20 protein-coding genes and 3 pseudogenes are annotated in these 22673 nt (G+C 57.0%); 20 read left to right on the forward strand and 3 right to left on the reverse strand.

Translation table 11 applies throughout. The features are described 5' to 3' along the window. On the forward strand, positions 1-2208 hold a 2208-nt coding region (locus ACPYOP_RS30265; RefSeq protein ID WP_481413932.1), incomplete at its 5' end, for an autotransporter family protein. A 163-nt stretch (positions 2209-2371) separates the two neighbouring features. Beyond that, on the forward strand, positions 2372-2524 hold the full coding sequence (locus ACPYOP_RS30270; protein ID WP_481413933.1) for a hypothetical protein: 153 nt from the start codon (positions 2372-2374) through the stop codon (positions 2522-2524). A gap of 461 nt (positions 2525-2985) precedes the next feature. On the opposite strand, the gene ACPYOP_RS30275 is transcribed toward ACPYOP_RS30270, so the two are convergent. Beyond that, entirely contained in the window at positions 2986-3471 is a 486-nt protein-coding gene (locus ACPYOP_RS30275; protein ID WP_481413934.1) for a hypothetical protein, read from the reverse strand. Positions 3472-3785: 314 nt separating this feature from the next. Between ACPYOP_RS30275 and ACPYOP_RS30280 the strand changes: the two genes are divergently transcribed. Beyond that, positions 3786-4283, forward strand: coding sequence for a Ros/MucR family transcriptional regulator (locus tag ACPYOP_RS30280; RefSeq protein WP_481413935.1), 498 nt, complete (start codon positions 3786-3788; stop codon positions 4281-4283). A 111-nt stretch (positions 4284-4394) separates the two neighbouring features. On the opposite strand, the gene ACPYOP_RS30285 is transcribed toward ACPYOP_RS30280, so the two are convergent. Continuing rightward, complete coding sequence (locus ACPYOP_RS30285) at positions 4395-5498, reverse strand: helix-turn-helix transcriptional regulator (protein WP_481413936.1); 1104 nt, start codon at positions 5496-5498, stop codon at positions 4395-4397. A 103-nt stretch (positions 5499-5601) separates the two neighbouring features. On the opposite strand from ACPYOP_RS30285, the pseudogene ACPYOP_RS30290 reads away from it, so the two are divergent. The 12 genes and pseudogenes from ACPYOP_RS30290 to ACPYOP_RS30345 form a co-directional block, all read left to right on the forward strand. After that, positions 5602-5864: pseudogene (locus tag ACPYOP_RS30290) on the forward strand (IS3 family transposase); the annotation flags it as partial. Positions 5865-6242: 378 nt separating this feature from the next. Further along, positions 6243-6779 (forward strand): hypothetical protein, encoded by a 537-nt coding sequence (locus ACPYOP_RS30295; protein WP_481413937.1) that lies wholly within the window; start codon positions 6243-6245, stop codon positions 6777-6779. A gap of 47 nt (positions 6780-6826) precedes the next feature. Beyond that, a complete protein-coding gene (locus ACPYOP_RS30300) occupies positions 6827-8155 on the forward strand; it encodes a Dyp-type peroxidase (protein ID WP_481413938.1) in 1329 nt (442 codons plus the stop codon). Positions 8156-8319: 164 nt separating this feature from the next. Beyond that, entirely contained in the window at positions 8320-9093 is a 774-nt protein-coding gene (locus ACPYOP_RS30305) for an SDR family oxidoreductase (RefSeq protein ID WP_481413939.1), read from the forward strand. Between the two features lie 92 nt (positions 9094-9185). Beyond that, on the forward strand, positions 9186-9566 hold the full coding sequence (locus tag ACPYOP_RS30310; RefSeq protein WP_481413940.1) for a nuclear transport factor 2 family protein: 381 nt from the start codon (positions 9186-9188) through the stop codon (positions 9564-9566). A 311-nt stretch (positions 9567-9877) separates the two neighbouring features. Next, positions 9878-10333, forward strand: coding sequence for a flavodoxin family protein (locus ACPYOP_RS30315; RefSeq protein WP_481413941.1), 456 nt, complete (start codon positions 9878-9880; stop codon positions 10331-10333). A 187-nt stretch (positions 10334-10520) separates the two neighbouring features. Continuing rightward, the gene (locus ACPYOP_RS30320) at positions 10521-10742 is read left to right on the forward strand and encodes a hypothetical protein (protein ID WP_481413942.1); all 222 of its coding nucleotides are present in this window, start codon (positions 10521-10523) and stop codon (positions 10740-10742) included. A gap of 672 nt (positions 10743-11414) precedes the next feature. Further along, a complete protein-coding gene (locus ACPYOP_RS30325) occupies positions 11415-12743 on the forward strand; it encodes a tetratricopeptide repeat protein (RefSeq protein WP_481413943.1) in 1329 nt (442 codons plus the stop codon). Positions 12744-12763: 20 nt separating this feature from the next. Then, complete coding sequence (locus ACPYOP_RS30330; protein ID WP_481413944.1) at positions 12764-13246, forward strand: hypothetical protein; 483 nt, start codon at positions 12764-12766, stop codon at positions 13244-13246. An 88-nt stretch (positions 13247-13334) separates the two neighbouring features. Next, on the forward strand, positions 13335-14963 hold the full coding sequence (locus ACPYOP_RS30335) for a thiamine pyrophosphate-binding protein (protein WP_481413945.1): 1629 nt from the start codon (positions 13335-13337) through the stop codon (positions 14961-14963). Then, a complete protein-coding gene (locus ACPYOP_RS30340) occupies positions 14866-16092 on the forward strand; it encodes an OpgC family protein (protein ID WP_481413946.1) in 1227 nt (408 codons plus the stop codon). Before ACPYOP_RS30335 ends, ACPYOP_RS30340 begins: the two co-directional genes overlap by 98 nt. 7 nt (positions 16093-16099) lie before the next feature. Beyond that, positions 16100-17326: a CaiB/BaiF CoA transferase family protein gene (locus ACPYOP_RS30345; protein WP_481413947.1), complete on the forward strand. Its 1227-nt coding sequence runs from the start codon at positions 16100-16102 to the stop codon at positions 17324-17326. 693 nt (positions 17327-18019) lie between these two features. On the opposite strand, the gene ACPYOP_RS30350 is transcribed toward ACPYOP_RS30345, so the two are convergent. Further along, positions 18020-19033, reverse strand: a complete 1014-nt coding sequence (locus tag ACPYOP_RS30350) for a zinc-binding alcohol dehydrogenase family protein (protein ID WP_481413948.1) — start codon at positions 19031-19033, stop codon at positions 18020-18022. 113 nt (positions 19034-19146) lie between these two features. Between ACPYOP_RS30350 and ACPYOP_RS30355 the strand changes: the two genes are divergently transcribed. The 5 genes and pseudogenes from ACPYOP_RS30355 to ACPYOP_RS30375 all read left to right on the forward strand — a co-directional run bounded on the left by ACPYOP_RS30355 (position 19147) and on the right by ACPYOP_RS30375 (position 22452). Beyond that, entirely contained in the window at positions 19147-20004 is an 858-nt protein-coding gene (locus ACPYOP_RS30355; RefSeq protein WP_481413949.1) for a LysR family transcriptional regulator, read from the forward strand. Positions 20005-20352: 348 nt separating this feature from the next. Continuing rightward, positions 20353-20511 (forward strand): annotated as a pseudogene (locus tag ACPYOP_RS30360) (IS1096 element passenger TnpR family protein); the annotation flags it as partial. Further along, positions 20484-20750 carry an IS1096 element passenger TnpR family protein gene (locus ACPYOP_RS30365; RefSeq protein WP_481413950.1) on the forward strand — a complete coding sequence of 89 codons (267 nt, stop codon included), beginning with the start codon at positions 20484-20486 and terminating at the stop codon, positions 20748-20750. The pseudogene ACPYOP_RS30360 and the gene ACPYOP_RS30365, both read left to right, overlap by 28 nt. After that, positions 20696-20953: a hypothetical protein gene (locus ACPYOP_RS30370; RefSeq protein ID WP_481413951.1), complete on the forward strand. Its 258-nt coding sequence runs from the start codon at positions 20696-20698 to the stop codon at positions 20951-20953. The genes ACPYOP_RS30365 and ACPYOP_RS30370 overlap by 55 nt, the downstream gene beginning before the upstream one ends. A gap of 187 nt (positions 20954-21140) precedes the next feature. After that, positions 21141-22452: pseudogene (locus ACPYOP_RS30375) on the forward strand (ISKra4 family transposase). The last annotated feature ends 221 nt before the right edge of the window (positions 22453-22673 follow it).

Genomic DNA, 22673 nt, shown 5'->3' on the forward strand with positions numbered 1-22673 from the left:
CTGGCGCAGAACGGCACGGGCACGACGACGGTGACGGGCGATGTGGCTGCTGGCGTCGGCACGCAGGTCAACGACGGTAAGCTGATCATCGGCGACGGCGGCTCAGTGGCTGGCGATGCGACGGTGAACAAGGGTACGCTGGAAGTCGGCACGGGCGGCACGCTGACTGGCGATGTCGCGACGGGGGACGAGGGCAAGCTCGTCTTCAACAGCACGGGTGCCGTCGACTATGCCGGCAATGTCACCGGCACCGGCGACCTGGAGCAGAACGGTTCGGGCACGACGACGGTGACCGGCACGCTGAGCCATACGGGTACGACGGACGTCAATGCCGGCAAGCTGATCGTTACCGGTGACGGCAGCCTGTCGCCGACCAGCGATGTCTCCATCGCCGATGGCGCCACGGTGGACATCAGCGGCGCCAGCAAGGACCAGACCATCGGAGCGCTTCAGGGCGATGCTGGCAGCACGGTCTCGCTTGGCGGGAACGACCTGACCTTCGGCGACGAGCAGGCGAACACGGAGTTTGCCGGCACGATCGAGGGTTCCGGCGGCGTCATCAAGGAGGGTCCGGGAACGGCGACCTTCACCGGTGCGAGCACCTATACGGGCGACACGCTTGTGAATGCCGGCGCATTGGTGCTGGGTAAGGACGCTAGCCTCGTCAGCTCGGTCAAGGTTGGCCCTGGTGCCGCTCTTGGTGGTTCGGGTACGATCGGCGGACTGAGCATCGGTACGGGCTCGGCCTATAACTTCGTTATCCGCGCGGATAAAGCAGACCAGCCAAGCCCGCTCACCGTAACCGGCAAGGCCGATATCACCGGTGCGCGGCTCAATGTCTCTTCCCCGGATGAGATCGTGCGGTTCAAGACGAGCCAGACCTACACCGTCCTGACGGCGAATGGCGGGTTGACGGGCACATTCTCGTCCATCAACCCAAATCGCCTGGGCTCCGAACAGCTCTTCCTGACGCTGACCGACAGCTATGACGCCAACAATGCGTTCCTCACGGCAACGCGTAACGACGTCCCGTTCGACAGCGTCGCGCGGACGCGTAACCAGCGCGGGGTCGCGCGGGCCCTCAACAGCCTTGCGATGCCGAACGAACTGGGCATTGCCGTTGCCGCACTCACGGCCGATGAGGCACGCTCGGCTTTTGATGGCCTTTCCGGTGAGCTCTATGGCTCCGTGGCGACCGGCCTGACCGAGAACAGCCAGCTTCTGGAGAGCCAGATCAACAACCGTATCCGCGACGCCTTCGATACCAGTCGCGACCAGGCGCCGGTACAGGCGCTCGGCTACGGACCGGAGGACAAGAAACCGTCCGCGAACTCTCCCTGGGCGAAGCAGCCCGCCGTCAATGCGGCGCGAACATCGCCGGTTGAACGCTCCGCCGTGTGGGGCTCGGCGTTCGGTTCCTGGGGGCACACCGGTGGCGATGACGGCACGGCACGGCTGTCCCGCTCGACGGGTGGATTTGTCATGGGCGTGGACAGCTTCGTCGGCGATGACTGGATGCTGGGTCTGCTCGGCGGCTACAGTCATTCCTCCTTCGATGTGGATGGACGCAATTCATCAGCCTCGAGCGACAACTATCATGTCGGTCTTTATGGCGGCACGCAATTGGGGGATCTCGCCTTGCGTACGGGTGTTACCTATACGTGGAGCGATATCGATGCCAAGCGCCGCGTGGCGTTCCCGGGCTTTCGTGATCGCCTCGACAGCAGTTACAATGCCGGTACCACGCAGGTCTTCGGCGAGGTCGGTTATAAGACGAAGTTCGACAACATCGAATTCGAGCCGTTTGCCAATCTCTCTTACGTGAATGTGCATACACAGGGCTTCTCCGAGCACGGCGGGGCAGCGGCACTGTCGCTCGACAGCGCCAATAATGATGTCACCTTCACGACGCTTGGCCTGCGGGTCTCAAGCGAATTTACCCTTGGCGATACCAAAGCGAAGGCACGGGGCCTGGCCGGCTGGCGTCATGCTTATGGGAATAATACTCCCGTCATGACCGCGGCCTTTGACGGCTCATCCGCTTTCTCGGTTACCGGTGTTCCCATCACCAAGGACGCGGCCGTCCTCGAAGCAGGGCTCGATTTCAGCATCGCGCCGACAACAACCCTTGGTATCGCCTACCAGGGCCAAATCGGCTCCAACGCTGGCGAACACAGCGTCAAGGCCAATCTCGCCGTCAAGTTCTGAACATGAACAGAATGAGACTGGCCAACTGGATACTTCCTCCAACGCGCTATCTCGCTATGCTCATGTCTGGTGGGAAACCCCACCCAACCTCGGCGTTGGCACAGAATGCTCCGTCCCTTCCGGGCGGGGCATTTTCCCTCCAGGAAACCATCGGAATTGGCGCGTGGCATGCCAGATCATCAATGCAACCCGGCACTGCACGCCATTCCAGCAGCAGGTACGCCCGGATGGACAGCGTGTGCTTGCGGCTGAGCTGCGGGTCGGGCCAGGCAACACCGTCACCGGCAATCTGATTTTGCCGTTCGGCTCGTTGTAAGGCGCTGGCGTCACCCCTCAAATCGATGAGTGGCCGGCAATGAACCCTCTGTCCTCCCGTACCTGCCTGCCATCGGGCTCATCGTCCCCGTCAATTTTGATCAGAACAATGTTGAGATGTTGCGCGCAGGGACGACTTCGAAACTTGCGGCAAAATCGAGCGATCCTGTACAGGACATTGTGCTTGGGATTTCTTTTAACTGTTTTTCGGCCGGTCTCGATAGGGTCAGTGCATTAACCGCGAGTTGATGGGTGTCCGCGACGGCCGCGGCTACTCATATCGCCCGCGTCCGACCGTCTAGGGACCCAAAGGAATCGCCGCAGTCAACGGAGGCGGATCGCGAGGCAAAATGTGAGCTGAGCGTGACCTCAGTCTGCTACCACCGGACTGTTGATTTTCGTTGAGAATAATCCCGCCGCGATCGAGTTCCAGCCGGCATTCCAATTCAACGGGATACCTCATCAGTACCGAATGATTTCTTTCCGGCAGGCTTCGGTAAAGCTATACAAAAGATCAAAGCGTTGAAGGTTTTCAGGGTCAAAATTCGCAAAATCGACCTTCTCGGAAGAGTATCTCCTGATAATAACCTGCAAAACATCGTCGGCCTTGGAAATGACATCATCTCCGGAGAACAGCTTCATTCTATTTTTTATCGAGTACAATCTGACCAATTTTTCAGCATCTGAAAGATTGTTCTCCATCGCGTCTCCGTATGCCGCTGAAGCTTCGTCGATAAACTCTCCAAATATTCGCTCCCGTCGAGACATTTCGTTAGCCCTCCGCTGGACCCTCTGCTGGTAGCTCTGATTCAACCAAGTTGTCGCAAATGATGCAAATGCGCCGATACTTGATCCCGCCAGCGCGGCCAGCGCCGACAAAAATGCCCCATCCATCATTTTCCCTTTCACGATGAGCCTGCTTTTGTGTGTACCGCGAGCCTTGAACACTCACAGCTGTCACTCCATCGCATTAGTTGACCATCTGCCGCAGTGCGCCTGCTATCATTTGACAGTATTCGGCAATTTGAAAATAATAATAATGGGTGAGTAATCGGTCATAGTCCGGTATGATCGAGGATATGTCGTTATATATGCTTGATAGGTTAATAACTTTGCAGTCAAGAAAGATTTTCGGTGTTGTTGTGCTTGGGAATAGCTGGAATGACCTATGAGGTTTTCACGAAAGACAGTTCATCTGTCAAGCTGACTGATTCGGAATTGGAAACAATTCTCACAATGCCCAAACGAGAGCCATAGAGATCATGAGCAGTTTTGTTACGGACATGCAGCAGGCGCAATCAGTCGAGATGGATGCGAAGCTTGTTTGCTGCGCAAAGATTGTCGCGGCCTATGTCGGTTATAACATCGTTCCAGCAGGTGGCCTTTCGAAGCTGATCAGGGACGTGCACGACGCGTTGCAATCGCTAAACGCGCACCACACACAGCCAGAGGTTTTGAAACCTATACCGGCAGTCGACATCAGCAGATCGGTGACGGACGACTATATTGTCTGCCTTGAGGACGGACTGCGGCTCAAGATGCTAAAGCGACATCTTAGAAGTCGCTACGGGATGACGCCGGCGCAATACCGGACAAAATGGGGTCTAGCACCGGACTATCCCATGGTTGCCGCCAGCTACGCTCGGCGTCGTTCAGATATCGCCAAACTGACCGGCCTGGGCATCCCGCCCGAAAAAACCTACAGATTGGGATCGACTATTCGAGCTAACTCAATCGTCGCGAAGCGGCGGACCAAATGAGTGAAGACTATCATGGACCCGTTCGAGATTAACTGGCAAATTTCTTGGAGGTTTTATTCTGCACTTTGAAATGCCTGCGAACACAGGTATTCAATTGGGTTAGGTCTCCAGTTAGAGATTGGTAGAATTCCTGTTGATCGTTGATATGCCTTTCAACAGGCTCACAAGTTCGCTTTGTTGGCTGGTCCTGGTCTTGGCAAACACGCGATTGATATATGATCGCGCGGTGCCGAAACCGATGCCATTGTTCGCCGCGCTGTCGCGCAGCGATAGACCGGAAGCCAATGCACTTGCCAAGCGCGACTCCGCCGGCGTCAGGCCGAAAAGTTTCTCCATGATTTCAAGCGCAGGCACGCCCGTTGTAGTAGCAAGCGGACAGATGACTATGACGATACCGGGCATGGAGAATATGGACTGAGCATTGCGACACACCGGCATAAGATGAATGACCGCGGGGCCTCTATGGTCGTCTGCCGGTATTGGAACATTCACGCTCCGGGTTGTCGACAGTTTCAATGCTTCCGCGAAGATCGCGCGCAAACCATCTTGTCCCCTCAAGGATACCTGCCCTGTCGGCGTCCTCATTAAATAGGGATCCACGCCTTCGAACAATGCATTGCCGTAGAGCAGTTGGCCCGTCATGCTCAATAGCGCAGCCGGAAGACCAAAATCGTTGAGAACATCGACATTGCCGCGGGCCCGCTCGAATTGCAGACGCGAGCCAATGAAAACCGCATGACGAAAAGCTGTATTGACATCGTTGAGCATAGCAAGCTCCGCATCGCTATAGCGCGGGTCATTAAGCCTACGCGTGAATTCCAGCGTCAGGATATCTCCATTAAACAGCTCTATAATCGTGCCCGCCTGGACGCCCATCCCATTTGCCTTATGTCTTGCTACACGTTTATCGATATCCGGCATGTCAGACCAATCGCCAGCATCGACGGCGTCGAGTTGGAAAAACCCCCGATTGACCAAACCGCTGGAACGAACCTGCTTTAGCCAGATTTGCGTGGCTTCAGGTGACTGCTCCCAGTGTAATCGATCACTGGATATTTGAAACGAAGTCACAATACCTCTCTGATCGGGCCAATAGATGCCGATGCCACCCTCGCCTGACTTCGTGGCCTTGGCCAGATCATCAAGAATCGGCGTCCACATTTCGGGTAGAAACGCCGCTTCATACATCCGTTCCGCGATCGTGCTATAATTCATTTATTTAGGCCCCCAGCTATAAAATGTTATATTACTGATAAATAATACCACATTCAAGCCGACGGTAGGGCAAGGAGGGAATGGTTGATCTGGCGGCCGATGGCTTGGATCGATCGGCAATCCTCCCCCTCAGCGCCGAGAGTTGGCCGAGAAGGCGGTGACGCAACGCGGTGTGAGATCGCGCTGGCATGCGGGACATTCGGAGCCAGTGAGACCTGTTATGGGTATAGCCTTCAGCGCGATGCCGACAAAGAACAAATCGCCGATCCGTTGCTTGGGCTCGTGAAGGTGAAGAAGACGTGGGGTTTCGGACTTTGTTTCCTGCATCTGCGCGATGTCCAAGGGTATAGGCGGCATCACACCCGCTCGGAAACTAAAAATGGCCGCGTGAATTCTACTGCCAAACTCCGTTAAAACAGCGAGGATTACCGATTTATTTGTAGCAGCCGCTATGCCTTCAAATGTGAAGTGATTTGGTCAGCATCCATTCAAATTTAAGCATGGCCGAATAGCCCAAGGCAACCAGCCACGGGCAAACTCGAGCGAGATCAAGCAAGATGATATCATCTGATAGCAGACATTTTGGCGTCCGACATTGTCTATTCAACGTGAGAATGTTGATAGCCCGAACCGAACTGCGGAGTCTGATGTTGGCAATCTGGGTTTCCCATAGAGTTTGAACAGGCAGATGCCCAATAATCCCAGTTCGGCAATTTATAGGCGATGTCGAGGAGACGATAGAAAGTGACTACAGCTATTTATATCGATGCAAATGTTGATCCGAATGAAATTGAAATGCACCATTGCCCGGTACGTGTTCAGACCGACGGTGTAGGGTTGCGCATGGGGAACGTTTCAGAGTTCACCCTTGTCGCTCCGGTAAAATCGGGTGGTGCTGAGATTTTCCGTCAGCGGGTTTCCCAGGCGCAGTTCGAGTCGAACTATTGGGAGGGCAAGCTTGGAACCGTACACGATCTGCGAGTTGCCTTGATCAACAATGATACACAGATCTTGTTCGCGGCGACGTACAGCGACGAGTTCAAGCCCTATGTCGACGATGTGATTAAATTCGCGACCCCATGGATTGACCATATGTTCCTGGGTGTTGCGGAGGGTTATCCAGGCCTCAACAAGCCAGGTGCGCTTGAATATATTGCCAAATATCAAGTTCAAGCGAGCATGTGGTACGTTGAAAACAATCAGCTTTCTGTTCGTGACGTCGCGCGTGGAAAACGCGTTCTGGCGCTATTTAATGACCTGTTGGATGCCGTGCAGAACTAGTTTCCAACGCAATAATCGACTCGATTATAGAAACCGGTGGGTTGGCTGTGTCTGAAGTCAAACTTGATTTGCCTGATATACAAGGCACCATTTTGCGCCAGAGACCAGACAAATACTATGGTACCTATATTCTCTATCGCATCGACGACGCAGCTGATGCACGGCGTTTGCTGACGCAGATTCTTCCCCATGTGACATCGGCTGCGGACTGGGAAAATCCAGTAGAATTTACGCTCAATATTGTTTTCACTTGGCAGGGGCTGAAAGCATTAGGGCTCTCACAAGTCAGCTTGGATAGCTTTTCTAGCGAATTCAAAGCGGGCATGGCTTCGCGGAAAGAGGTGCTGGGCGATGTCAATGACAGCGATCCGGTCAATTGGATCGCACCATTAGGATCCAAGGATGTTCACATCGGAATCGTTATCGCGTCGAGCAGCAGGGAAAAATTTGACGAACCACTGCAACTTGCTATGGGAGCAAGGGCTGGGCTGAATGGCGTCACTCCAATTTACAGACTTGATGTCGAGATACCCGAGTCGGGAAGGGAGCATTTTGGCTTTCGCGATGGGATAGGCGCTGCTCACATAATAGGCAGTGGTTCCATGCCATTTCCCGGCCAGGACTCGATCATGCCGGGTGAATTTATACTTGGGGAAAAAGACGAGGATGGTGAAGTGCCGCCAATCCCGCAGCCTGAAGTGCTGGGTCGGAATGGCACCTACTTAGCCTTCCGGCAATACCACACTGACGTCGCTACATTTCGCCGATACCTGCACGAAAATGCCAAGGATAAGGAGGATGAGGAGCTCATTGCCGCCAAGATGGTGGGAAGATGGCGCAGTGGCGCCCCGCTTGTCTTGGCGCCTGAAAAGGATGATCCCTCACTCGGAGCCGACCCTCATCGCAATAATGATTTTTCATATGCCGACACGGATCCCCGTGGATTGGCTTGCCCACTAGGTGCTCACATGCGCCGATGCAATCCCCGGGACGGACTGAAAGACTCGATTGTGAACGTGAAAAGACATCGTCTTGTCCGTCGCGGCACTGCCTATGGCCCTGCTTTGCCCGACGGAGTGATGACGGATGATGGAATTGAACGAGGGATCGTCTTCATTTTCATGGGTGCTAATCTTTCCCGGCAGTTCGAGTTCATACAACAGGTTTGGATCAACCAGGGTGACTTTATCGGGATGGCCGAGGAAAAGGATCCTCTCATCGGCGCGAATGGCAGCAGTGGAGACTTTACGATCCCTGGGAAGCCACTTCGCCGTCGTTTGAAGAGCCTGCCTAGTTTTACCACTGTTCGCGGCGGCGAATACTGCTTTCTCCCGAGCTTGAGCGCGCTGCGCTGGCTTGCGCAGGGCGGAAAATAGTTTCCTTCGCTGTTCTCCACGGACAATCCATTGGCGCCGGACTGTATCCTGCCGCGGGCGCTATGGAAGTGTCTTTACCAGAATTTGCAGGACGATCTCCGAGCTTAGCGAATATTGTTGCACTGGATAACCGTTCATATTCTAGGAATGAGGAGAAAAGATCAGTGACCGATCACAACATCAATGGAAAGACCGTTCTCATAGCTGGCGGCGCGAAGAACCTCGGGGGGCTGCTCGCCCGCGATCTTGCTGCACATGGCGCAAAGGCGATCGCGATCCACTACAACAGCGCAGCCAGCAAGGTCGAGGCCGACGCGACGGTTGCTGCGGTAAAAGCGGCCGGAGCCGAGGCCGTGGCCCTCCAGGCGAACCTGACGACGGCTGGCGCGGTGGAAAAGTTGTTTGCGGATGCGGTTGCCGCCATCGGCAAGCCCGATATCGCCATCAACACCGTCGGCAAGGTGCTCAAGAAGCCGATCATCGAGATCTCGGAAGCCGAATATGACGAGATGACCGCCGTCAATTCCAAGGTGGCGTTCTTCTTCCTCAAGGAGGCCGGCAGGCATCTCAACGACAACGGCAAGATCTGCACGCTCGTCACGTCGCTGCTCGGCGCGTTCACGCCGTTCTATGCCGCGTATGCCGGCACCAAGGCACCGGTCGAGCACTTCACGCGGGCCGCTTCGAAGGAATTCGGTGAGCGCGGCATCTCGGTGACGGCGATCGGGCCGGGGCCGATGGACACTCCCTTCTTCTATCCGGCCGAAGGCACAGATGCGGTCGCCTATCACCGGTCGGCGGCGGCGCTTTCGAAGTTCTCCAAGACCGGCCTCACCGACATCGAGGACATCGTCCCCTATATCCGCTTCCTCGTCTCGGACGGCTGGTGGATGACCGGCCAGACCATCCTCGTCAATGGCGGCTATACGACGAAGTAATCCACGAAGCGGCTAGGCTCTGTGCTCGGCTAGCGATGTTCATCAATCCGGCTTGGATGAGCGCCGACAGATAATCAAGAGAGGAATTTTCCTTGGAGGAAAACAAGCAGATAGCCTTACGAGCACTGAGCGGCGCGTTCATCGACAGGAATCCGAATGTCGTGGAACAGTTCGCACCCGATTATATTCAGCACAATCCCACAATTCCGAACGGTCCGGCGGCGATACGGGAGCTGATACCCAAATTGCCCAAGGAATTCTCCTATCAACCAGGCATGGCGGTTGCCGAAGGCGATCTGGTGATGGTTCATGGACGTTATGTCGGATGGGGGCCAAAGCCGATGATAGCAGTCGATATATTCAGGATCGCGGACGGTAAGGTGGCCGAGCATTGGGACGTTATGCAGGAGGAAATTCCGGCGTCGGAGACCGCCAGCGGAAACCCCATGTTCTCTCTAGCGAATCCAAGATGACGAGCAGCTATCTCTGAGGCCTGGCTTTCAGCCAGGATTCTAAGCAGCCGCGGTCGCGGCGCGGGGTTGGGAGGGGTGATGCCAATTGTCACAATTGTATATTCGTCGGGACAAGGTCACACTCGGATCGTTGCAGAGCATATCAGACGAGGCGCCCAGGCGTTTCCGGGAACGCACGCCGATCTCATGGAAATCGTGCCGGCCCAGATCAACAATAGCGGCAGATGGCATGACGAGGATATCCTGAAACGATTGGCCGTGTCTGACGCCATGGTTTTCGGCGCGCCAACCTACATGGGATCTGCCCATGGTTGTTTAAGCTCTTCCTCGAAGCCGGCATCACGCCGTGGCGCAGCCAGGACTGGAAAGACAAGATCGCTGCCGGTTTCACCAATTCGGGATCGCGCTCCGGCGACAAACTCATCGCTCTCCAGCAAATGGCCGTCTTCGCCGCGCAGATGGGAATGATCTGGGTAAGTGCGGGCGATCTTCCGGGAGGCGCCTATACGGATGGTCGCTTCACGGATGTGAATGTCAACGGTTCCTGGCTGGGGTTGATGACCCAGAGCCTGAATGACGGAACAATGGAAGACGCGCCGCATCCGGGCGACAGGCTTAGCGCGGAACGCTTCGGGCGCAGAGTAGCGCGTGCCACTGCGCGTTGGGCCGTCGGCGCATCTCAGTTCCCGCCACAACCGATCAACACTCAGGAAACCAGACGGCGCAATCTTGCTGGTGTGGACGAATGGCGTCGATTTGACGACTGATCGACCGCCAGGCTGCCATGCGCCGAATCATATGGCCAATATTGCTCGGGTATCGCGATAGCGGGCAGCATTCTGGCGGCCTGTTGCGAACTTCCTACGAACTTTCGCTATTTCCGAACCGTTTGAATAGCCGCTTAACGTTCATGCTTCGTTCGAGCCTGGCGCAGGAATTTGGACTGCTCTCGTCTTGCCCCATGAACATCGGCACAACGCGCCGCCGCGTGACGGCCGTGCTGTGGGAAGCCGTCTCGGTGACGATCCGGCATGGTTCAACCTGGAAGTCGGTGGCTTCGATCTCTTGAGCCTGTTTCTCGGTAATCTGGCCGGTCGTTTAGACATGGACGTAAGCGAAGGTGCGTGGCATGAGGTCGGTTTCGTCCGCGATAGCGGCTTAGTTCAATCCGTGTAAGACGGTTTTCTTCGAGCCAGCGCGGTCCCTCCATTTGATAGTGGTACGACTATCGAATGGCAGCTATGAACATGACATTTGCCATCATGGGTGACCAAGTCTAACCGGAGCAGCTCGGTGGTGCTTGAAATGGTCCACAGATGGACCAGTTGGCCTCAAGTTCAGGAGAGGGGTGAAGGCGGCAACAGCGGCAATCTTGTAACCCTTTGGATCGCACAGGAAAAAGTTTCATAAACTGGACCATGGAGCCGCCAAGGCAGCGCTATAGTTGGTCACGCTCATGCTGGCCGGCAGGGATGCACTCGCCAGGATGTGCTGTGCGTTAAGCTGCAAAAAGATACCTGACGGATTTTGTCATTAATCCGGCTTGATATGAGCACCGACAGATTACCACGGGAGGAATTTCCTATGAAGGCAAACAAGCAGATAGCCTTACGAACACTGATCGGCCCATTCATCGGCCGGGATCTGTATGTCGTGGAACAGTTCCTGTTCGAGCAATCATTCTTTCCGTACCCTTCGTAGTCCGTTCGTGAACTGCTTCGCCGCGTCAGCGAAAAAAATTAAAGGCCGCTGTAACAAACCACTGCAATGCAACCGTAATGGGGCTGTCAGACGTAAGCAGTGGACCCGAGAGGTTTCTGTCGGCGTCCTTCGCCACGGAGCACTTAAATGAAATGCGATGCTTATGGTCTCATGACCAGTAGTGACAGCCACGAAGCACAACGGGCCTTCGAAAGCGCCGTTTTCGGCCTGGCAGCGCATCGCCCGAGCGTCGGTACAGCAATTGAATCAACGCTCGCCGCAGATCCGGCTCACGTCGCTGGACATACTCTTAAGGGCTTTGCAAACCTGATCCTCGCCAAGTCTGAGCTTACCGCGCCGGCCGCTGCCGCTTTCCAAGACGCGCGCGCTGCATTGGCAAGCAAGGACGGGGGCACCGCTGATGAGAGAATACTTGTTGAGGCCTTGGATGCCGCGGTTAGCGGCTCCTTCGCGCGTGCTGCCGATCTTCTGGACTATGGTTTCGAGGATCGCAACGCAGCCTTTCTTCCGTTCAAGATTTCGCATGCGCTGCGCTTCATGCTTGGTGATGCCGTAGGGATACTGAGGGCGAGTACGCGGGCCGTTGATCGTTTGGGACATGATACGCTAGCCCTCGGCTTTTTTCTTGGATGCCATGCCTTCTCGCTTGAAGAACACGGACGCTATGACGAGGCGCTCGCGGCTGGACAGCGAGCAGTAAGCCTGCAACCGGACGATTCCTGGGGCCTGCATGCCGTTTCGCATGTCTTCGAAATGCGCGGTGACACCGCCGAAGGGATCGACTGGCTGGAAAATAGCCGCAAGGCTTGGTCGCGTTGTAACAACTTCTCTTTCCATATGGCCTGGCATATGGCTTTGCTGCATCTTGAACGCGGCGATCATGACCGCGTTCTGCAAATTTACGACGATGAGGTTCGTCCGCATCAGACCGACGATTTCCGTGACATGGCGAATGCCGTTTCGCTTTTGTGGCGAATGGAGCAATCGGGGATCCATGTGGGTAACCGCTGGATGGAGGCCGCCGACGTCGCTTACCGCCGCAGGGCCGATACGACACTGATTTTCGCCGCTCTGCACAATCTCGCGGCGATGGTCGCCGTCGGTGACCGGCGCGGCGTGGAAGAACTCGCCGCACAGATAGACGAAAAGGCAAGGGGTACGGACGATCAGGCCCGCGTCGCCGCGGAAATCGGCGTGCCGATGGCGCGCGTGCTGGCGGGCCTCGACGCGCCGGCCGACCGGCGCGTGCTGGAAAAAATGGTGGCGAACCTCCCAAAGATCGGTGGCAGCAACGCGCAGCGCGATTTTTTTGTCCTCGCCCTCGCCAAGGCGGTTGGAGGCGGCGGAGACAATGCCGGTGTGTCGCGCATTGGCCAGATCCGTCAGCGCCTGAAAGCCGAAGACCGCCTCTTCAGATCTATTGAGCACTCGGTCGGCATGACCTTATCGGCCTGACCCCAAGAAGGAGAACCTCGATGTCCATGATGGAAATGCAAAAAACCAGCGTCTTTCCCGAGATTCAGCCGAGCCTTGCGCGCACAACGATACTTTCGGGGCTTGCCGCCGATATCACCTGGGAGATCTGGGCGCGCTTGATTACTCCGTTTCTGGTCGGTGGGCCGCTGGAACCGGCCGCACTTGTCCAGTCGGTGTTCGGTTTCAACAACCTGCTGGCCGCCGAGGCCATTCATGCCATCGTGGGCATTGTCTTTTATCCAATCGGCTATCTGTTCATCGCCCGTCCACTGCAGCGCCTTATCATTCCGAAACTGCCGCTCCTCCTGACCGGTATCGGATTCGGGATCGGTCTTTGGGTATTCGCTCTTTACGTGATGGCACATCTCTTCGGTGGCCAGCCTCCTTTCCTCGGCTTTATCCCGCTCACCTGGGCATCACTCTTCGGACACATGCTGTTTGGTATCGTCGTCGCGTTCGTCGTTCGCGCGATGGAGCGGTAATCCCGGCACGCTGGAGGCCTGCCCGGTACCGGCAACCATCGGGCAAGCCGCCCCTTGTTGAAATCTTCATAGGACAGTCTTGATTTCCATGTCCAAAATTACCTCTGACCAACGTGTCGCCGACATCCTCGCCAGGACACTTTACGCACATCGCGTCCGGCATGCCTTCGGCGTGCCCGGCGGCGAGGTCGTCACGCTGATCGATGCGTTGCAGGCGGCGGGAATTGTCTTCCATCTCGCCCGTCACGAAACGTCGGCCGCCATCATGGCGGCGGGCGCGAGCATGATCACCGGCAACGCCGAACTGCTGGTGACGACGGTCGGTCCCGGTCTCGCAAACGCCGTGAACGGCATCGCCGACGCCTCCCAGGAGCGCATTCCCCTTATCGTCATATCGGGTGTCGTCGATCGGGGAACACGCGCGCGCTACACGCATCAGGTGATCGACCATGCGCAGCTGCTCTGCCCTCTTGTGAAAGCATCATTCGAAGTCGAGCCCGAAAGCGTCGCTTCGACCGTGGCGCGGGCTTTGGCGATCGCGATGGCGGAACCCATGGGGCCGGTGCATCTGGATTTTTCGCCGGCGGTGGCCGCGGCACCCAGCCCGGACAAGACGGTGATCTTTCCGCCTGCACAGTTCCGCGCCGCCGCTTCGGCCACGGATCCGGCGATTCGCTTCCTGGCAGAACGAATCCGGGCAGCCGAACGACCGTTGATCCTGGCGGGTCTCGAGGCGGCGCGCAGCCATGCCGGACCGGTCCTGCAGCGACTGGCGGAGACGATCGGCGCGCCGGTGCTTACGACATACAAGGCCAAGGGCATCATCCCCGAGGATCATCCGCTGTCGCTCGGCGGAGCCGGTCTGTCGCCACTCGCCGACCGGGTTCTGCTTCCGCTTGCCCAAAGCGCGGATCTTGTGCTCATGGTTGGCTACGACCCCATCGAAATGCGCCTTGGCTGGCTGGATTTCGTCGCAGACCGCGAGAAGCTGGTGGACATCACAACAGCGGTGTCCGATCACGGCATGCATCATGCCGGCTCCCGGATTTCCGCCGATCCGAAGACCTTGTTACGGGCACTGAATGGTTCCGTCATCGAACGCAAGAGTTGGATCGCAGCCGAGCCGGCCAAGGCAAAAATTGAGCTGGATCGCATCTTCTCGACCAGGACTAAGTGGGGGCCTCATGCGATCGTCGACCATCTGAACCGAACGGCAGGCAATGACAGCTTGGTCACCGTCGACAGCGGGGCCCATCGCATTTTGCTATCGCAGAAATGGATCGCTGCAAAACCGCTGTCGCTGCTCCAATCGGCAGGCTTCTGCACCATGAATGCCGCGCTGCCCCTGGCTATCGGTGGCCAGGTCGCCGATCCGTCCCGGCGGGTATTTGCGGTTATGGGCGACGGTGGCCTCGAGATGGGAATCGGCGAACTTGCGACCGTTCGCGATCTCGATCTGCCGCTGACGATCGTGCTGTTCCAGGATCGCAGCCTTGCGTTGATCGCCATCAAGCAGACGTCCGCCGGCTTGCCTTCGGCTGGCGTTACGCTCGGTGAAACGGACTTTGCCGCCGTCGCACGAGGCTTCGGCGGCTACGGTGTGAATGTGGAGAATGAGAATGAATTTCGTATCGAACTTGAAGCAGCCGGTGAACGCCCAGGCTTCAGTCTCATCGCCTGCAGGTTCGACGCAAGCGCATACGACGACGCATTCTGATCCGGTGCAGGCGGCACCGACGGCCGCTCACAGCACAAAGCGTCCGCGCGATCCGCGCCTCGATTTCTTTCGCGGCGTCGGCATGTTCATCATCCTGCTCGCTCATATCCCAAACAATAACTGGGCGCTCTGGATCCCGGCCCGCTTCGGCTTTTCAGACGCGACTGAGATGTTCGTCTTCCAATCGGGGATGGCTTCCGCCATCGCCTTCGGATCGACTTTCGACCGCAACGGTGCGATCGACCTCATAGCGCGTGTGGCGCAACGCATCTGGCAGATCTTCTGGGCTCACATCGCCGTCTTCATGACCGTCACAGCCATCATGGTCGTCGCGGGGACACGATACGATGGCGTCACCTATGTCGAAAGCCTGAACCTCGTGCCGTTCATGCAGGACCCGGGCCATCTGTTGGTCAGTCTGCTGACCCTTACCTACGTGCCGAACTATTTCGACATCCTGCCGATGTATATCGTCATTCTGGCATTGATGCCGGCGATGATCCTTGCGTCCCAAATCCACAGCTTCCTGCCGTTTGCCGCCATGATCACCCTGTGGCTCGCCGCGCAATTCGGGCTGACGCAGCTTCCGTCCGAGCCATGGTCGGATCGTCCCTGGTTCTTCGATCCGTTCGGCTGGCAGCTCCTGTTCTTCACCGGATTTTCCCTGATGCGCGGCACTCTGTCGGCGCCAGGTTTCGATCGCCGCCTGATGGCGGTCGCCGTCATCACCATCATAGCGACAATTCCTTTTGCCTGGGTACGGTTTCAGGAGATGCATCCCTTTTTCCAGATGATCGCCGCGCGGATTGCTCCGCTGACCGACAAGACCGATTTCGGCCTTCTACGCTTCGTCCACTTCATGGCGCTTTGCTACATCGCCGTCCATCTGGTCGGTGACAAGGGGGCGCGGCTGCGAGGACCCATCGTGCGTGTCATGACCGTGGTCGGCCAGCAGTCGCTGGCGGTCTTCATCACCGGGATCGTGATCGCCCAGCCGATTGGTATCGCGCTCGATCATGCCGGGCGAACCATCTCGGCGGAAGCGGTCGGCAACTTGTTCGGCTTTGCTACGCTCATTGGCGCTGCCTACCTCGTGCGCTGGTTCAAAAGCTCACCGTGGAAATCGTGAGGCACTCATGTTTGACCGTCACAAGCCGGCAAGCCTCGAAGGGCTGCGCATCCTCGATCTTTCCCGCATTCTTGCAGGGCCGACCGCGACTCAGCTCCTTGCCGATCTCGGGGCGGATGTCATCAAGGTCGAGCGGCCGGGATCCGGCGATGATACCCGCAATTGGGGGCCACCCTTCGTGCCGGACTCCGATGGAAGTGACAGCGATCTCAGCGCCTATTTTCTCGCCGCCAACCGCAACAAGAAATCCATCGCGATCGATCTTGCGAGCGATGACGGCATCGCTCTCGTCAAGAGGCTGGTGGCCGTATCGGACGTCGTCGTCGAAAACTACAAGCCGGGCGACCTCGCGCGCCGTGGACTCGGTTACGAGGACATCCGCAAGATAAAGCCGGATATGGTCTGGTGCGCGATTTCGGGCTTCGGCCAGACCGGCCCCTATTCGGATCGCACCGGCTATGATTTCCTGATTCAGGCGATGGGCGGGATCATGAGCATCACGGGCGAAAGCGATGCGGATGGCGGACGGCCCGTCAAAGTCGGCCTGGGGATTGCGGACGTCATGTGCGGCATGTATGCGACCGTGGGTATTCTTGCCGCCCTTCGCCATCGCGACCGCACCGGCGAAGGCCAGTATATCGATCTGGCGCTCTACGATTCTCAGCTTGCCTGGCTCATCAATGCTGCAACGAATCACCTTGTTTCCGGCAAGGTGCCCGGGCGGATCGGCAACAGGCACCCGAACATTGCGCCCTATCAGACGTTCGCGACAGCAGACAGCGAGATCGCCGTCGCGGTCGGAAACGATCAGCAGTTCGACAGATTCGCACAGGCTATCGGCATGCCCGGATTAGTCCATGACGAACGTTTTCGCCGCAATCGAGATCGCGTGGTGAACATCGACGCGCTCGACGCTTTGATCACCGAAGCGCTGCGGCGTGACACCGCCAGCGCCTGGGTCGAGAAAATCCTTGCAGCTGAGGTTCCGGTCGGAAAGGTTGCCGATATCGGTCAGGTGCTGAGCGATCCACATACGCTTGCCCGCGATATGGTCGTCACCATGAAGGCGGATGACCGCTGCGACATGAGGGTGCTCGGCAATCCGTTGAAGATGTCTGCAACGCCAGTGCGGTTTCTGCGCCAACCTCCGCATGTCGACCAGGACCGCGCACAAATCCTGGCCGAATTCGAGGAGATCGAACTCCATTCGCGGCATACCGAGCCAGAGGATTGAGGAAGACGGAACGCCGCCGCGCGAAAAAAGCCCTTGACGATATCGTCGCTGTTTGCCTCGCCCTGCTTCTCGGTGGGCTATGCCGCTGCCAGATTTACCCGCATAAGCGACGTTCGATGACAATTTCATCGCGGAGCGGGCTGTGTTTTCACGTTGTCCCAGTTTGCATCGGCTTTCTCGATATAACCGCCAATGCCTTACTTCCATTTCGTGCGAACCGAGTCCTTGTACTTGAGGAATAGCTTGCGATCGACGACAGGTGAACGCCTGTGGCTCTGTCGTCGCCTTATGCCCCTGCGCGGTGCCGAACGCACAATACTCGCCATATCGCGGGGCATAACACTACGGATCCCTTGCAAATGCGTCACGATGAGCAGCAGATGCAAACTGGAAGGTCGCACCCTTGAAACACACGGATTTTTGGGACTATATCGAGGTACGTTTCCGCTTCCAGCTTCTGAATTTTGTGCTCCGTCTCGGAACGCTTCTCTTGCGATTGTCCAGTCAAGCACCTTTTTCTTTTGGCGGCACGATGCGGTTTAGTTGTGCACCAGTCCCGGCCATTATGGTGGCAGGGGTACTTAGCAAGGGTCAGGGTTGTCCACGCGATCAGTCCATAGTGCTGCCGCACGATGAGTTTCGAGACGAAGCCTGCAATGTTTCGAAGTGCAATTCACCTATAAGTTGAAATTATTAAAAGCCTGACAGCACGATTTTGCCAATCGTCCGGCCTGCCTCCAGCCGCGCATGGGCTGCACGCAGATTGGCGGCGTTGATTGACCCGAGGGTTTCTGAGAGGGTCGAGATAAGCTGCCCGTCATCGATCAGCTTCGCGGCGTTGTTGAGGATGACGCGCTGCCGGTCAATGTCCGACGTGCCGAACATCGACCGCGTGAACATGAACTCCCAGACGAAGGTAGCGCTCTTTCGCATGATGAGGTTGATATCCGGTGAGCCGTTGAAGGGCACGATGGAGCAGATCTTGCCTTGCGGCGAGAGAACTTCTGCCAGCGTTGGATAATGGCGGTCGGGATCGTTGAGGATCAGGACAAGCTCGACGTTCGGCCGACCGAGCGTCGCGAGTTGAGCCGGCATGTCGCCGAAATGATCGATCACCGCATGGGCTCCGAGCTTCTCGCACCATGTCCGAGATTCTGGCCTCGATGCCGTGGCGATGACGGTCAGATCCGGAACGAGGCGAGCCAGTTGGATCGCCACGGAGCCTGTCCCACCGGCTCCCCCGACGATGAGAAGGGTCTTGGCCGTGCCTCTGTCTTCGGGCGACAGGCCCAATCGCTCGAACAGGGCTTCCCATGCCGTCAGCACCGTCAACGGCAAGGCAGCGGCTTCGGTGGCGGACAAATGTGCCGGTCGATGCCCGACAATCCGATGATCCACCGCGTGATACTCGCTATTGGCACCGGGCCGGGTCAAATCACCCGCGTAATAGACCGCATCTCCGAGCGCGAAGCCATCAACCTCATCGCCCATCCCGACCACGATGCCCGCAACATCCCAGCCAAGGATGGCAGCCTGCCCATCGTCGACCTTTCTGCCGCGCACGCGATAATCCGCTGGATTGACGGATATCGCCTCCACGGCAATCAGAAGATCGCGTGTCCGCAGCAAGGGTTTGGGTAACTCCAGATCGACCAACGCTTCGGCATTATCGATGGGTAGCGCTTTGAAATGTCCGATGGCTCTCAAGAAACAAACTCCCGATAATGATTTTCTAGACGACAATAATTCGATTATCCATTATCGGAATTCTGAATTTTATGGCATTAGCTGTGCATAAATAATCGGACGAGAATTACTCAATGCAATGGGACGATGTTCGCTATTTTCTAGCTCTGGCGCGAAACGGCAGTCTTTCGGCAACGTCGCGGGCGTTGAATGTCGAACATTCGACCGTTTCGCGCCGGGTCGGCAATCTCGAGATCAAGATTCAGGTCAAGCTGTTCGACCGGCTCGCGCGTGGCTGGGTACTGACACCAGAAGGCAAGGAGCTTTACGAACGGGCCTGTCTGATCGAGGATGAGACATTCGCGTTCCAACGTGCAGCGCTTGGAACCGGTGCCCTGTCAGGGACCGTGCGAATTTCGGCTCCTCCCATCCTCATCAGTCACTTCATGCTGGGCGGACTAGAAACGATCCGCACTCGCTATCCCGATATTATGCTGGAACTGGTCGGCGAGCGTCGCGAGGCCAATCTGGTGCGTGGCGAAGCCGACATAGCCATCCGATTGGGGCGACCGGAGGACTCGGGACTTGTCGTGCGCGTCCTGGGAAGCGTCGCCTACAGGCTTTACGGCACGCCCGAAATGGTTAACCGGACCGAAACGCAGCAGACCTTCATCGGATTCGACAACAGCATGCCCGATCTGCCGCAAAAGCTCTGGCTGGATGATTATGTGGGAACGCGTCGTTACAATTTGTGCTCCAACGACATGATGACCATGATGCATGCCGCCAGAGACGGCTGGGGCATCGCATTGCTTCCCTGCTTTCTGGCTCGCACCTCAACCGAAGTCGCGGAAATATCGCAATCCCTGAAACCACCCAACCGTCCTGTCTTTCTCCTTTTGCATGCCGACGTTCGACGATCCCAGCGTGTCCGCGCCGTGGCGGACGCTATCAACGAGCTATTCAAGAGCCGGGCGAATTTATTGAAATAAACCCAGGCGTTCCGCGCCTCAGGCCTCAATCTCGTCGTCAGTACCATGTTCACTGGAACATTGTCTATCAATGCCGCGCTGTCTCCCATCTGCGTCAAAGCGGACGAATTGCCGGGGAGGCTGCTTCAGGTCGCATGAAGGTTCATGGTCTGTTCGGCCTTTAGGGGGAGCATAAGCATTTGTGGGGCGGGATAGAACGAAGTATGTCGCCGTCATTGAATTTCGATGGGACCGGCCGATGTGAAGAGGGCAAAACGAGCGGCAGAGAAAACTGCTGAACAGACGGCAACTTCGGAGGATCAGGCCTTCATCCTGCAATTCCGCATCTGGCTAAAGGACGTGAACCCGATGGTGTGGCGTAGCGTTCAGGTGGCCTGGACGTTGACGTTGCGCGAGTTTCATGGCGTCCATCAGGTCGCGATGGGCTGGGAAGGCATCCACCTCTACCTATTCATCATTCACACCGCACGGTATGGCTCGTGGGAAACTGGAGCCCGATCCCCGACCAAGACGCTTGGCGAAATGAAGCTGCGCAAAGGCAGCCGGTTCCTTTACGAGTACGACCTCAACATTCCTGGGAGCACGAGATCCGGCTGGAGGAACGTCAGCCAGCCAAACCGGGCATTCACTATCCGGCATGCGCAGGAGGAGACGGCAACTGCCCGATGGAGGAGTGCGGTGGGCCGGAAGCATGGATGTGGCGACAGGACAACCCTCCGGCTACGAGGCGATGGACGATCTGGTGAATACGACCGAGTTTCTGCAAGAAATCACCGAAACAAAATCCCTCGCGATGCTGGACGACCCGGATCGCGGGGATGAACTGCGCGCCGCCCTGGAGAGACTGAGGGAGCGCGCAAACTGGCTGGGAGAAAACTTCGAACGCCGGACAACCAATGAACGCCTGCAACACGGTGAACATCTCAGCCTTATTCATCAACGGATGTGATGTTTCATTCTGCGCGGCCGGGGCCGTGACCCCATCGAAGTCGTGCCAGTTCACTGAAGAATTTGCGGGTTGCTAACCGATGATCTCTATCGCTGTTTCCGGCACGACCGAAGTGCGGAGACGGAGTTTTGCGAACATCAGGTTCTCCACTACGGCTGTTGTGGAAAATTTGATGCGGGAAGACGACATGCGAGCACGACTGATATTGCAATGCTGAACGACGACAGTGAGATTGTCGCGACCGAGACAGTCGCCGATCTGTTGAAGGTGACGAAAAGGCCCGAAGATCTTGGCCTGTCGTTGTCCGAGGCAAAGACGCTCCTTGCAAAACTGCAGCAAGTCATGGTGGCGACGCAGGTGGAATCGTGGCTCAGTGAACATCGCGACCAGGATGGCCGCCGTCTGCAAAGCAAGGGTAGCTATCCTATCACTTTTCATACGCTGTTCGGCGATGTACGTCTGAAGAGCCCGCGCTATTACCTGCCACGGGTTGACGGCGCGAACGGTCCTGTAACGATCTCACCTCTACGGAAACTGATCCCGACTACATCACACCCGAACGCCTTTATCTGGAGACCCGGTGGGCCTCACTTGTGCCCTACGCCGCCGCTGCGGAGCTGTTGGCCGATGTGCTGCCGATCGATTGTGGTGCCAATGCCACGACAGTTCGGCAGCATGCGTTGCGCACGGCCCGCCGTATCGAGCGGGAGCTGACCGAAGAACGAGTGTCCTCTATGCAGGATGCCTACCCGCATGACTGGCTGAACCTGCCTATTCCGGATGGCCGCATCGTTATCGGTCTGAATGGCGGCTACATCCGAGACCGCGATAACCGCAAAAAGAATTTCGAACTGATCGTCGGTCGTTCGCTACCCGACGACGGTGATCCGCGCTATATCACCTTCATCACCGACGGCGGTGAAGAGGTTCGATCGCTTGCCGAAATGATCGCACCGGCGAGCGAGCATGTCCTGGACTGGTTCCACGTCACCATGCGCATCACGGTCCTTCGCCAGTTCGCGCAGGGGCTCGAAATCTACGACGAGCACGCTGGGCAGGATCTGCTTGAGGGCCTACGCAAAATCAAATGGCATCTCTGGCATGGCAACGGCTATCGTGCGCGCGACGAAATCGCAGACCTGCAATTTGATGCGGAAGCTCTTGAAACGAGCTATCCCAACATGCGCAAGTTCTTGACCACCATCAGCGAGTTCAGGTCCTACATCGCCTCCAACAATGCAAGCCTGATCAACTACGGCGAGCGTTATCGGTCCGGTGAACGCATCTCTTCTGCTTTCGTCGAGGCAACTGTCAATGCCGTCATATCCAAGCGTTTCGCCAAGAAGCAGCAAATGCAATGGAGCAAAGTCGGCGCTCATCTTCTGCTGCAAACCCGCACGCAGACGCTTGATAGCTCCCTTCGTTCGACCTTTCGGAAGTGGTATCCCGGCATGTCGAACGACAATCACGAGTACAGAGAAACCGCTCGCGCCGCATGACCACCCCACAGATCCTCATGCTCCCCAGGGCGTTCGAGTACGCCAGACCTACAAGCTTCAAAGCATAGACGAAGACTATTTCGCCGACGTCGCCGGATGACGCGTGGCGAAATGGATGACGCTAATTGACAATGACGACTCAACTCTAGGGTTTGTTGAGATTCAGGATTTCACGGATAGAGATATCATGATTCAAGCTCCTTTTGAGGAGTATGAGGATG

This window comes from Rhizobium sp. KNZ2-6A (genome assembly GCF_056755475.1).

Bases quoted from the DNA above. Each gene is read 5' to 3' on its own strand.
- ACPYOP_RS30280 (WP_481413935.1), top strand. From the start codon at position 3,786: ATGAGCAGTTTTGTTACGGACATGCAGCAGGCGCAATCAGTCGAGATG.
- ACPYOP_RS30285 (WP_481413936.1), bottom strand. From the start codon at position 5,498: ATGAATTATAGCACGATCGCGGAACGGATGTATGAAGCGGCGTTTCTA.
- ACPYOP_RS30325 (WP_481413943.1), top strand. From the start codon at position 11,415: ATGAAATGCGATGCTTATGGTCTCATGACCAGTAGTGACAGCCACGAA.
- ACPYOP_RS30330 (WP_481413944.1), top strand. From the start codon at position 12,764: ATGTCCATGATGGAAATGCAAAAAACCAGCGTCTTTCCCGAGATTCAG.
- ACPYOP_RS30335 (WP_481413945.1), top strand. From the start codon at position 13,335: ATGTCCAAAATTACCTCTGACCAACGTGTCGCCGACATCCTCGCCAGG.
- ACPYOP_RS30340 (WP_481413946.1), top strand. From the start codon at position 14,866: ATGAATTTCGTATCGAACTTGAAGCAGCCGGTGAACGCCCAGGCTTCA.
- ACPYOP_RS30345 (WP_481413947.1), top strand. From the start codon at position 16,100: ATGTTTGACCGTCACAAGCCGGCAAGCCTCGAAGGGCTGCGCATCCTC.
- ACPYOP_RS30355 (WP_481413949.1), top strand. From the start codon at position 19,147: ATGCAATGGGACGATGTTCGCTATTTTCTAGCTCTGGCGCGAAACGGC.
- ACPYOP_RS30370 (WP_481413951.1), top strand. From the start codon at position 20,696: ATGGATGTGGCGACAGGACAACCCTCCGGCTACGAGGCGATGGACGAT.